The 12,118-nt window shown below is 51.5% G+C and carries 11 protein-coding genes and 1 tRNA gene; 9 read left to right on the top strand and 3 right to left on the bottom strand.

What is annotated here, in order from left to right; all coding sequences use genetic code 11:
* Positions 1 to 100: 100 nt before the first annotated feature.
* The 3 genes from DW091_RS15185 to DW091_RS15175 form a co-directional block, all read right to left on the bottom strand.
* Positions 101 to 475, bottom strand: coding sequence for a YegP family protein (locus DW091_RS15185; RefSeq protein ID WP_074618191.1), 375 nt, complete (start codon positions 473 to 475; stop codon positions 101 to 103).
* Positions 476 to 729: 254 nt separating this feature from the next.
* On the bottom strand, positions 730 to 1,599 hold the full coding sequence (locus tag DW091_RS15180) for a DegV family protein (RefSeq protein ID WP_118518580.1): 870 nt from the start codon (positions 1,597 to 1,599) through the stop codon (positions 730 to 732).
* A gap of 110 nt (positions 1,600 to 1,709) precedes the next feature.
* Positions 1,710 to 3,698: a fructose-1,6-bisphosphatase gene (locus tag DW091_RS15175; protein WP_074618189.1), complete on the bottom strand. Its 1,989-nt coding sequence runs from the start codon at positions 3,696 to 3,698 to the stop codon at positions 1,710 to 1,712.
* Between the two features lie 249 nt (positions 3,699 to 3,947).
* Here DW091_RS15175 and DW091_RS15170 point away from each other — a divergent pair, with 249 nt between their 5' ends.
* The 9 genes from DW091_RS15170 (at position 3,948) to DW091_RS15125 (ending at position 12,044) form a co-directional block, all read left to right on the top strand.
* A complete protein-coding gene (locus DW091_RS15170; protein ID WP_074618188.1) occupies positions 3,948 to 4,580 on the top strand; it encodes a cobalamin-dependent protein in 633 nt (210 codons plus the stop codon).
* Positions 4,581 to 4,586: 6 nt separating this feature from the next.
* Positions 4,587 to 5,291 (top strand): GntR family transcriptional regulator, encoded by a 705-nt coding sequence (locus DW091_RS15165; RefSeq protein WP_058696131.1) that lies wholly within the window; start codon positions 4,587 to 4,589, stop codon positions 5,289 to 5,291.
* 20 nt (positions 5,292 to 5,311) lie between these two features.
* Positions 5,312 to 7,255 (top strand): EAL domain-containing protein, encoded by a 1,944-nt coding sequence (locus DW091_RS15160; protein WP_096919057.1) that lies wholly within the window; start codon positions 5,312 to 5,314, stop codon positions 7,253 to 7,255.
* Entirely contained in the window at positions 7,237 to 8,736 is a 1,500-nt protein-coding gene (locus DW091_RS15155) for a histidine kinase (RefSeq protein WP_118518579.1), read from the top strand. Before DW091_RS15160 ends, DW091_RS15155 begins: the two co-directional genes overlap by 19 nt.
* Before the next feature lie 9 nt (positions 8,737 to 8,745).
* Positions 8,746 to 9,567 (top strand): response regulator, encoded by an 822-nt coding sequence (locus DW091_RS15150; RefSeq protein WP_118518578.1) that lies wholly within the window; start codon positions 8,746 to 8,748, stop codon positions 9,565 to 9,567.
* Between the two features lie 469 nt (positions 9,568 to 10,036).
* A complete protein-coding gene (locus tag DW091_RS15140; RefSeq protein ID WP_118518577.1) occupies positions 10,037 to 10,591 on the top strand; it encodes a hypothetical protein in 555 nt (184 codons plus the stop codon).
* A gap of 161 nt (positions 10,592 to 10,752) precedes the next feature.
* The gene (locus DW091_RS15135; protein WP_147365296.1) at positions 10,753 to 11,394 is read left to right on the top strand and encodes a hypothetical protein; all 642 of its coding nucleotides are present in this window, start codon (positions 10,753 to 10,755) and stop codon (positions 11,392 to 11,394) included.
* 118 nt (positions 11,395 to 11,512) lie between these two features.
* On the top strand, positions 11,513 to 11,911 hold the full coding sequence (locus DW091_RS15130) for a hypothetical protein (RefSeq protein WP_118518575.1): 399 nt from the start codon (positions 11,513 to 11,515) through the stop codon (positions 11,909 to 11,911).
* Positions 11,912 to 11,968: 57 nt separating this feature from the next.
* Positions 11,969 to 12,044 (top strand) — tRNA-Val (locus tag DW091_RS15125).
* Positions 12,045 to 12,118 lie beyond the last annotated feature (74 nt).

The following is a 12,118-nucleotide window of genomic DNA, read 5'->3' as shown; positions in this document are numbered from 1 at the left end:
AATTCTTCGTTCCATCAGCTAATAAACAGAGCGCAGCAAGACGCCCCCCGGATAAACGTATCCAAGGGGGCGTCTCATAAAATATATGAAAGGTAAAGGATCAGGCTTCTTCAACGATGACTTCGGCCTCGGGGGCGTTATGCCGGACAGATTCGATGCCCTTCAAACAGCTGCCCTTTTCCTTGTAGCCGGCGGAGACAGCGATGATCTCGCCGTTGCTGGCTTTCAGGTGGAAGCGGTATTTACCGCCCTTATCCAGGTACAGCTCAAACTTTGGATTTTTAGCGGGCGCCGGCTCTTTGGCGGTCTGGTCTTCCAGGTGCGCGCCCTCCGCGTTTTTCTTGACAGACTCCACACCGTGCTTGCAGGTGGTCAGGCTGGAGTACACCTCAGACGTCGCGATCACCTCGCCATTTCTGGCTTTCAGATGAAAGGTATAGCCGGATTTGACCGGCTTGATAACAAATTTTCCCATGACAAAAACCTCCCGGGCTCAATTTTAAAATGAAACAAATGTTTAATTTAAGTATACCACAGGAGCAGTTAAGGCGAAGAACGTTTTCAGTAGAAAAGGAACAGGTTTGGTAAAAAATGGAGAACGGAGAATTACAGGAACAAAATGGCATTGCATTTTGACTGGAACAGCGGCCTATGGCCGCTGTCTTAATCGTTTTTGCCTGAGCAAAAGGGTTCTTTTAATTTTCAATTCTGCAATTATTAATTAAATTTTTACCGTTCTGTCCCCAAAAAGAACAGTGCTACTGTGCCGGGGCCGGAGTGTGCGCCGATGACCGGGTCCACCCAGTTGATGACAATTTCTTTGGGATGGTACTTTTCCTCGATCTTTTTGGCTACGTACTGGGCGTCCTCCAGGCAGTCGCCGTGGGTGATAAAAATAGACTGCTCAGACGGGTTGATGGCTGTCTGGTCCAGCCGTTCCACCAAAGCGTCCAGGGAGCGCTTACGGCCGCGCACCTTGGTCACAAAGATCAGCCGCCCCTCGTTGTCCATGTGCATGACAGGCTTGACGTTTAAGAGTGTGCCGAAAATGGCCACAGTGCCGGAGACACGTCCTCCGCGCTGTAAAAAGAACAAATCGTCCACAGTAAACCAGTGGCAGAGGTGCAGGCGGTTTTCCAGAAGCCAGTCGTTGACTTCCTCGATGCTCCTGCCTTCCTCCCGCAGGTTCGCCGCGTGGTAGACAAGAAGCCCTTCGCCCAGAGAAGCACCCAGGGTATCAACCGCGTAAATCTTGCGTTCAGGATATTTCTTTTTCAGCTCCTCCAGGGCCAGGTAGCCAACCTGATAGGTACCGCTGAGGGCGGAGGAGAAACCGATGTACAGAACATCCTTGCCGTCCTGGAGCAGGCTTTCAAAAAGCCGGGTACAGATATCGCTGCTGATCTGGGAAGTGGTGATTTCCTCCTTGTTGCGCATCATGGTATAGAACTGGGCCAGATCGGTGATCTCACCCTTGGTATAGCTGTAGTATTCTTTTCCCCCGACTAAAAAACGTAAAGACAGAATATGCAGACCGTAGCGGTCAATGATGTCCTCAGGCAGGTTACAGGAAGAATCTGTTACAATTTCAAAGCTCATGTTTTCCCCTCCGATTGTATTGAAGTATTAGTGATTAATAGTAGTTTTAGTTTATCATAAGGAAAGAGATTTAGCAACGATCAACTAAAAAAACGGGCTTTGCCCGTTTTTTAATAAGATTTTTCCTTAATGATCCCTTTCCGGTAGGCCGAGATCAGCATTTCCAGATCGTGTACCTGAGCCTGGATGCTCTTGCCGATGTCGGTATCCTTGACGCGCTTGCGCTCAAGGGTGGTTTCCACCACCTGGCGGGTAGATTTAATATCCACGCCCTCGCGGATCGCCATATCGACCGACTCAAAGGGCCGGTGGCTGATGAGGGTGAGGCCGTAGGAATTGTAAGTCAGGGTGTAGCCCGCGATGCCTGTGGTTTTCTGGTAGGCTTTGGCAAAGCCGCCGTCGATGACCAGCTGCTTGCCGTTCGCGCGGATAGGGCTCTCGCCTGAGCCGGCCTTTACCGGCACATGACCGTTGATCAGGTGTCCCTCTGCCGGGTCCACGCCGAATTCCTTGAGGATCATGACCGCGATGCTCTCGTTGTCGTCAATCCTTGTGTAGAATGGGGTGTAGCGCTCCTTGTGCGGGGTTTTATCGTCGATGAAATACCGCTCAAAGGTAGCCATCTTGTCCTTGCCGAAAAGCGGGGAATCCTTGTTGCACCACAGGTACCACAGGAAGTCCGACTTGTTCGGGCATTCCTCACTGTCGCCGAAATAGGCCTCGCGGGCCATCTGGTCGTATTTATCCATGAGAGAGCGGCCGGAATAATATTTGTTGTTGATCTTTTTAACCTTAAAGGTACCGTCCTCGTTCAGCAGTACGCAGGCGTGGAACAGCAGGTTGTTATTGTACACCAGATACATGCTGCCCTTAGCGTACATAAAGCGGATGTGCTTCTGAAGCTTTTCGCTGTGGCGGAAGGTATAGCACAGCTTATCCACCACGATCTGTTCCTCCTCGCTCAATTCCCAGGGTTTTTCGTGGTCGAGGGTGGGGAAGTTGGTGTCGTTGAGTTCATAGACCACGCCGTCCACTTCGACAGTCTTGTTGTCATCGCTGATTTTGCGCAGCAACAGCCGGTCGTCCATCTCATATTCGGGATGGCGGGAGATCAGCTGGTCCTCCAGCTTGAACTGGATCATGCTGATGGCCTTGTGCATGCGGGTCATGAGCATGATTTCCGCGTCGGTCTCGATGTCGTCCGGGCTCACCTTTGGGGTGAACTGCTGGCACGGGTCCTCGCGGTATACGCGGTTGGCAAAGGTGGCCAGGGGCAGCAGGTTGATGCCGTAGCCGGTTTCCAGAGCGTCCATGTTGGCGTAGCGCAGGGCAATACGCACCACATTGGCGATACAGGCAGCACTGCCCGCGGCGGCGCCCATCCACAGAATATCGTGGTTGCCCCACTGCATATCCAGGGAGTGATGCTTCATGAGAGTGTCCATGACCACGTCCGGCCCAGGCCCACGGTCAAAGATGTCCCCGATGATGTGCAGGTGGTCGGTGGTCAGGCGTTTGATAACGCCGGAGATCTCGATGATAAAGTGCTCGGCCCGGCCATATTCCACCAGGCTGGCGATGATCTGGTTATAGTATTCCTTTTTATTGAAGCGGTGCTCGTCCTCCTGCAAAAGCTCCTCCATCACATAGGCAAAATCCTTAGGCAGAGCCTTGCGCACCTTGGAACGGGTGTATTTGGAGGCAGCGGCCCGGCAGACCTTAACCAGCCGGTAAATGGTGAGCTCATACCAGTTGTCCAGGTAAGGGCCCTTCTTTTCCTTTTTGATAAGGTCCAGCTTTTCGCTGGGGTAGTAGATGAGCGTGGTCAGCTCTTCCAGGTCTTCCAGGCTGACCGTGCTGCCCAGCTCGTCCATGACCTTGCGGCGGATAGCGCCAGAGGCGTTCTGCATCACATGGTTAAAGGCCTCGTGCTCGCCGTGAATATCGGTCAGGAAATGCTCTGTGCTCTTAGGCAGGTTTAAAATCGCCGTCAGGTTGACCACCTCGCCCACAGCGGTGGTGATGTTGGGAAAGCTGCCAGACAGCAGCTCCAGATATTTTTTGTTTTTTTCAAGCTCGGCTTTTGTAAAGTTTTCCATAGAATGCTCCTTAAAATTCTCTATATTTTCACAATATTTCTGGGAACCTTTGCAATATATATACCCATTATACGCCTTTTTCATTAAAATTCCAATAGAATAAAGAAGAATTCCTTGACAATTCTTTAACGAAAGGTTGACTAAAGAAAAACAAATAAAAGCCGCGAAACCGCCGGTTAAACGATTGTCACAGGCTGGTTTTTGTGGTATGATTTTTACTAAAATAGATTGATTGTGGACGGAGTTATCATGGAGAAAAAATTAATCGAAGCGGTAGAAAATATCGACGAGCCCCTGGCCATCCGCCAGGTGAAATCCCTGCTCGCGTCAGGGAAAAACCCAAAGGAGATATCCAATGACCTGAACTTTGCCCTCCAGCGCGTGGCCAACCGCTACGAAAAGGGCGAATACTACATCGCGGACCTTATCATGGCCGGTGAGCTGGTGTCCAGCCTGCTCAAAATATCGGGCATGGAATCCGAGCGCTCAAGCCGGCAGGCCCCGGCGGGCAAGATCGTGGTGGGCACTGTGTTTGACGATATCCACGATGTGGGCAAAAACATTTTTGTCAGCATGCTGCATTCCGAGGGTCTGGAGGTCATCGACCTGGGCACAGACGTCCCTACAGAGGAGTTCATCCGGGCGATCAAAAAAGAAAAGCCCCAGATACTGGGCATCAGCGGGATTCTGACCTCGGTGGTGGAAAACATCAAAGTAGTGGTGGAGGCCATCACAGCGGCCGGACTCCGGGATAACATCAAGATCATCCTGGGCGGCGCCATCGCGGGCAGGGAATACGCCAAATATGTGGGTGCCGACGCCTTTTCAAGCGACGCCATCGAGGGCGTTTCCATCTGCAGAGAATGGCTTACCCAGGAGTAAGAAACCATGCGTAAAATTTTATACCTCGATATCGTAAACGACATAAAAGGAAAAATCGAAAAGGGTGAGATGAAGCCCGGCGACATCCTGCCGTCGGAGCATGAGCTGTCCGAGTTTTATGACGTCAGCCGCACCACCCTGCGCAAAAGTCTGGCGCTGCTGGTCAATGAAAACTATATTTACACCATTCCGGGCAAGGGCAACTTTGTCTGTGAGCCCACGTCCAACCATTACCAGTTTTACTTTGACGAGGTGGACAGCCTCAAGGGACAGATCGACGAGGTCAAGCTCATCAAGGTGGGCGTTGTGTCGCCGGGGCGCAGGCTCATGCGTGAGCTCAAGGTCGGCTCCTTCGATAAGGTGATCCGCGTCCAGAAGGCCTTTTACATGGGCAAGGACGTGGTGCAGTACAGCAACATCTACCTGCCTTATCAGAAGGGAAACCCCATCGTGGAGGATGTCATCAATTTTGCCAATTTCCACGGTATTATGGAAAAGTCCAAGCTTCAGTTCCAGCTCAAGAAAAAGCTGCACATCGAGATCGTACAGCCCTCCCACGAGGTGCGCGGCTATCTCAAAATTCCAAGGGAGGAGAGCGTTTTCCTCATCTCCCAGTGCATTCTGTCTGTGGAGGACGGCATGCCCATCAGCTATAATGAATTTTATATCCGGAAGGATTATTTCTCCATCGACGCTGAAACGGTAATCTGAAAATTTAAGAGGTAAAAGAAATGACATGGCATTTGGAATTTGAAATCTATTCAGCGGTAATCATCGGGATCATCATGGTCTACTATTTCAGAGGACCGCGTGTTCCCACCTGGCAGAACCGCATTTACGGCGCGACCCTTGTCATTTCCATGGCCTTTATCCTCACCAACATTGTGGCCACCCTGCTGGTAGAACACCTGACGCCCGCAAACCTTGGGCTGGCCGTTTTTTTCAACAACCTGTACCTGATTTTTTTGCCCAGCATGCCCATGATGGTGCTGCTCTACGTGATCTCCATCATTTATCAGGAGTTCTGGCACAAAAGAGCCCTGGTCATTCTGGCGTTTTCAATGTATTTTGTTTACCTGATTCTGGCCCTGTCCAACCCGCTGACGCATTTTTATTTCACACTGGATCTGGAAAACGGCTACGTGAGGGGAGCCGGCAACCCGTTTACGCACGTCAGCTCCATTTCCTATATCCTGTGCGCCGCGGTTATCGCTGTCTATAACCGGAAGAAAATCTCAAAGCTGGTCTTTACAGCGCTCTGTGCCTTTATGGTGCTGTCGCTGGCCGCCATCCTGCTTCAGTTTGTCTTTACAGGCTACATCCTCACCGGTGTGGCCTGCACCTGCTGCATTCTGCTGGTGCATCTCTCCACCCAGAGCAACAGCCTGGTCAGCGACGAGCTCACCGGCACCTTTAAGCGACAGGTCTTTCTGCAGATGATTGAGATGCATCTGAGGGACGGAAAAAAGGGAGATATCATCGCCCTTGCCCTGCGGGATTTCAAATTCGCCAACGAGGTTTTCGGCGTCAAAACCTGTGACCGCCTGCTCAAGGAGGTTGCCGGATTTCTGAAAGAGCTGGCCCCCACCGGCCGGGTCTACCGTTTCGACGGCGATGTGTTCTGTATCGCAGAGCCGGGCGGCGAGGAAAACACTGACAGAGTAGTGAATATCATCGTCGACCGTTTTAGAAAGCCCTGGCATTTCCAGGGCATTGACTACAGCCTGAACTGCAGCCTGGGTGTGGTGCCCATGGGCAAAAGCGGCACGGAGACAGTGGACGAGATTGTTTCCGCTGTCGACTTTGCCATTCAGGAGTCCAAGCACCGTGAAAACGGCGTGGTGCGCGGCGGCGAAATCTTTAACGAGAAATTCAAGCGTAAGAACCACATCCGCGCCATGCTCGCCTACGCCCTCGAAAACGATGGCTTCGAGGTGCATTACCAGCCCATCTACGCCCTCGATAAGAACCGCTACGCCAGCAGCGAGGCTCTGGTGCGCATGCGCGACCCTGAGTTTGGCCTCATCCCGCCTGACGAGTTTATCCCAATGACTGAGGAGAACGGCATGATCGTGACCATCGGCCTCATTGTGTTTGAAAAGGTCTGCCAGTTTATGGCTGCACAGCCCTATACCGAGGGAGGCTTTGAGACCATCGGCGTCAACCTCTCTGTGGTCCAGTGCATGCAAGAAAGCCTGGCTGATGACCTGATCGCCATTATGGAGCGCTACCAGCTGCCGCCCGGACGCTTTAAGTTCGAGATCACCGAGACTGTGGCCGCGGCCTCCATGTCCACGCTTAAAAATACCATGGACCGCCTTATCGATTACGGCTGCGCCTTTGCCCTGGACGATTTCGGCATCGGCTATTCCGGCGTCACCAATATGCTCAACCTGCCCTTTAAGTTCATCAAGCTGGATAAGAGCCTGACCGACCGCCTTACTGGCGAGCCCAGGACCAGGATGGCCGTAGAGGCCATCATCCGCCTTATCCACCGGCTGAACATGCGCGTCATTGCCGAGGGAGTGGAGGTGGCCGAGGAGGTCAGCATCCTGCGGGAAATGGACTGCGACTATATCCAGGGCTATTATTTTTCAAAACCACTGCCCGAAGCAGCATTCACAGCCCTTGTCAAAGAAGCGGCGGAGAAAATGATATGTCATCAAAACCTATAAAAAAGCCAGCAGAAAAAACCGTCTATTTCGCCTGTCTGGCCGTTATGCTCATCCTGATCGCGTTCATGGGCCTGCACGGGCTGGTCACCGGCCAGGTCGAAAACGCCCGCGTTCATACCGAGCTTTCCATGAGCCTCGTCGACCAGGACGTGGACAGCCTGCCCTCGGGTATTTACATCACCTCTGTCTTTACCAATCTCAAGGACGACGTCAGCTATTCGCCCCTGCAGATTTTTTCCATCTCTGTTCTCAGCACAGCCGTGCTGGTATTCTGCCTGGTTTATCTGCTGGTGCTCATGATCAGCCGGGTCAAAAATTATTCCAACATGATCCTGGGGGCTGTGGTGTTCCTGATTGTGCGCATGTTCAGCGTGGACATGGCTGTTACCCTCGAGGCTTTGTTCGGCCTGCCCTTTAACACCACCCTGGCCGTCATCTTTTACGGCGCCACCCTCGACGCCTGCTTTCTGCTGTGCCTGACGGTGGAGGAACAGACAAAGGGCAGGATAAGGCTCAGAACTGTGGTCATTCTGGCGGTCTATTACGCCGCTGTGCTGGCCGCCATCGCCTTAGTGTCCAAAAACAGCCAGACCCTGTACCTGGAGCAGCACATCCGCCTGGGCATGTTTTATCCTCTGATCTATATGTATGCTCGGCTGTATTGTCTGGTGGAGGAGAAAATTCCCCATATCCGTCCCGCGCTGGTGGGCTACGCGTCCATTATCGTGGGCCTGTTCGCAGACACCATGTACCTGTCCGGCTGGGCTACAGCCGATATGTATATGCTGTATCCTGTGACCCTGTGCCTGCTGCTGATGTGCATGATCTACATTTATTACCAGCGTGTCATCGAGATCCGGCAGCAGGAGGCCATCCGCATTGCCAATCTGTATAAGGAGATGGAGCAGAAAAGCGCCGATATGATGGTCAGCCAGCTCCAGCCCCATTTTATGTTCAACACCCTCCAGGCCATCCAGGTGCTGGCCCGGCGGGACACCCGGCTGGCCGACAAGGTTATCTTCACCTTTTCCAACTATCTGCGGTCAAACCTTGACTTTGTCAAGATCAACCAGCCTGTGCCCTTCGACAAGGCTCTGGTACCAGTCCAGTGCTATGTGGACATTGAAAAAATCCGGTTTAAAAACCGTTTCGACGCCGTATACGATATTGAGGCCACCGATTTCAGCGTGCCGCCGCTGTGCATCCAGCCCCTGGTCGAAAACGCGGTCAAGCATGGCGTCTGCCGCAAGCCTGAGGGCGGTACGGTTACCCTGTCCACCCGGGAGCATCCCGATCATTACGAGGTCGTTATCACTGACGACGGCGTGGGCTTTGATACTGAAAAGCTGTCGGAAAAAAAGGACGGCGGCATTTACAACGCCCGTTTCCAGCTCACGCATATGCTGGATGCGGTGCTGGTTATTGAGAGTGTGCCCGGCCAGGGCACTGTGCAGCGTGTAAAGATTCCCAAGAAAGAATAGGAGACGGACATGAAAGTGATCATCGTAGACGACGAGAGCTTTGCCATCGAAGCCTTGGAATATGTATTGGAGGATATGGCGGACGTGGAGGTGGCAGGCACCTTTGAAAACACCGACGACGCCCTGGATTTTGTCAGCAAAAACCATGTGGACCTGGCGTTTCTGGACATTGAGATGCCTGGCTTTACGGGTATCGAGCTGGCTGGCTACCTGAAGGACGCCGCGCCAGACATCCGCACGGTTTTTGTGACGGGCTACAACAATTACGCCCAGCAGGCCTTTGACGTGGAGGCTGTGGGCTACATTCTCAAGCCCTTTACGGCTGAGCGGGTTCAGGCGGTCATTGACAAGGTCAGCCGGACGGCTTCTCAGAAACCGGAGAACGACGTGGTGTTCCGCACCTTTGGCCGGTTTGATGTTTTTGTCAGGGGGGAGCTGCTCATTTTTAAGAGCCAGAAGGCCAAAGAGCTGGTGGCCCTGTGTGTGGACCACCGGGGCGGCGTGGTCACCATGGAGGAGGCCATCGACAAGCTGTGGGAGGACCGGCTTTTTGACGAAAAGACAAAGAAGCTTTACCGCAAGGCGGTCATGATCGCAACGCACACCTTTGAGGAGGCTGGCGCGCCGGGGATTTTTATGACACGGCGCGGCCTGTGCTATATCGAGCGGGATAAAGTCTACTGCGACTACTACAAGCTTCTGGAAGGCGAAATCCTGCCGAAATCCCCCTTCACCGGCGAATACCTGTTTGAGTACTCCTGGGCCGAAGAACGCGTGCCCGAGATCTGGGAGATTCAGAAGATGGTAGAAAAACAGCAGGAAAAACCGTAGGGCACGACGCCCCCGTCGTGCCGCCAACAAGAGGGGAGGTAGAGGAGAATTGGCGCTGTCCGCGGATTAAAAATGCCCTCTCTCATGCGCGAACGACAACCTGCGGAAGTCGTTCCCGAAATCGACCCGGGCATTGTTTTAATCCTCGGACAGCTCAGGCAGTTATTTGAGACATCGCCCAATACAGCACCGAAATGCCAGAACATCCCTCCGCTCGTCTCCGAACTTTATAAATGGATCAAGCATCGTTCGTATTGCGGCCAAAGGCCGCAATCCTCAATCAAATTTTTTAAAGAAAAATTTGCACAATAACCTTCCACTTTCCACCTTCAACCTTCCACCTGTTTAAGGAGTAGCGGAAGTGTAGCGTTTCCAATTGTATAATAGGTTCATCGTTAAGAATAAGTCATTGTTAAGAGGCAGCAATGATTAAAAAAATTAGAAGTATTTATACAGGAGGAATTTAAAAATGAAAAAGAAAGCTTCGTTATGGATTAGTGGAATTACCACAGTGGCAATGCTGGCTGTGGCTGTTGGGTCGTTTGCGGCATGGGATACGTTGACGGGAAAATCAGACAATTTGCAAGTACAGACAAGTACACCTGTCGTCTTATCTGTCGATAGTAAAACAGATGGTACTGAAACAGGGACATTTAAACTTGTTCCTAAAGATGCAGTTACAGATAGTACTTCTGAAAAAACAGAAGTAAAAGTCGGAGAGATGACGGTAGTTTTAAAAGGTACAACGGATGCAAAAAAAATTAGTTCTATTAATCTTGTGTCAGGTGTTTACGATACAGCAGAGAGAACAGGTACGGCCAACGAAGAATTTAAGGTTATATTAAAGAAAAATGGTGGAAGTGATGAAGTTACACAGATTACGCCTGATGAGTTAAAAACAGCCGCAGATACTGGTATAAAATATGATGTTTATATGGCTTTTGCTAAAGATAATGCCGATGCAACAGCTGTTGATACACCGACAGATAAATATGCAAAAATAGAGATTACTGCAGTAAAATAAAAAATAAAAAACGACAAGTTTTAGCGGTGGCTTCTTAGTTCACCGCTAAATTTTTTAATGAAAGATGAACTTAAATGATGAGTGGGGATAAAGTTTATAAAAGAGATAAAAATGTTTATCGGAAAACATTGAAAGTGTTCATAAATATTTGCATAATTATTTTGGGGATTTTAGGAGTAACATATACTCTTTTTGTAAAACTAAACCCCACCGACACCCCAAAATTCTTCGGCTACAAACCCTACGTCATCTTAACCAACAGTATGGTCCCCACCTTGCCGGTCGGCTCGCTGGTCATCGACCACGCCATCGACGAGGATGACCCGATTCCGGAAAACACGCCCATTACCTTTAAGGCCGAGCTTCAGGGGCAGGAGGTCTTTGTCACGCACTATTTCCGTTACATTGACACCAGCGACGGCTATGAACGTTACATGACACAGGGGGAGGGCTATCAGGAAGGGCAGTATGACGAGTTTGAAATCCACCGGGAAGACATTGTCGGCACTTATGCTTTCCATATCCCGTACCTTGGCCGCGTTGCCCTATTTCTCCAGAGCCCGGCGGCGCTCACCATGTTTTTGCTCTGGGGATTTATCCTCATGATGGAGCACATGGTCAAAAAATGGCTGTCGTACAAATATCCCGAGGATGAGGAGGATCTCATGAAGCCCAAACACCGGGTCAAAGCCAGGGGTGTCAAACCGCCGAAAGGCCGCTATCTGCGGGGGGAAACACCAAGACACCGTCCACCGTCTGCCCCGCCGCTTAAACGCCCCTCCATGGACGAAATAAAGGGTTAAAACACGCATTCAGGCAGAAAAAGGGAAAAGATGTTACGATAAAACCAGAAGATTGAACAGGAGGTGCCCCGTCACTTTCCACCTTCAACCTTCCACTTGAAAAAGGGTGGTGCTTCATATGACCAGAAAATGGAAAATCATAAACAGCTTGATCGCATGGCTGATTTTCTTCAGCCTGGTTCAGCCTGCCTATGGCGCCTGGGATACCCTCACCGCCGAGGTCACCTTCACGGCCCAGACCGGTACCTGGAGTACAAACCCGACCCCAACGCCAACAACGGAAACGAACGATGTCCAGCCCGCCGCCGCTTCCGCAGCCCCGCAGCCGTCCGATACCCCGTCGGCCGCCGCAGCGAAGGTAAGCGAAGACACTCAGCCGGAAGACACGGCATTCGAAGACACAACGCAAACCGAAGACCCGTCCTCCGAGGCCGCGCCAACCCCGTCCCCCGCCCCAGACCCATCGCCAGAATCCCCAATCCCCTCTCCCCAGCAGGAAAATTTGCCAACAGAGTAAAAAAAAGACTTTACAAACGCCAGGGAATTCGTTATAATAGACAAGCATTCAAAAAGTGATCCCGTAGCTCAGCTGGAAGAGCGCTACCTTGACATGGTAGAGGTCGTTGGTTCAAGCCCAATCGGGATCACCATTTATGAGTATTTACGCAGGCTGCGGCCTGTGTTTTTTTATGCAAAAAATTCTTTCCCGAGGCTTTCCCGGATT

This window comes from Eubacterium sp. AM05-23, from assembly GCF_003477535.1.
Taxonomy (GTDB): domain Bacteria; phylum Bacillota; class Clostridia; order Eubacteriales; family Eubacteriaceae; genus Eubacterium; species Eubacterium maltosivorans.
The sequence above is the reverse complement of the archived record's forward strand: the minus strand, read 5'-3'. Positions and strand labels throughout refer to the sequence as shown.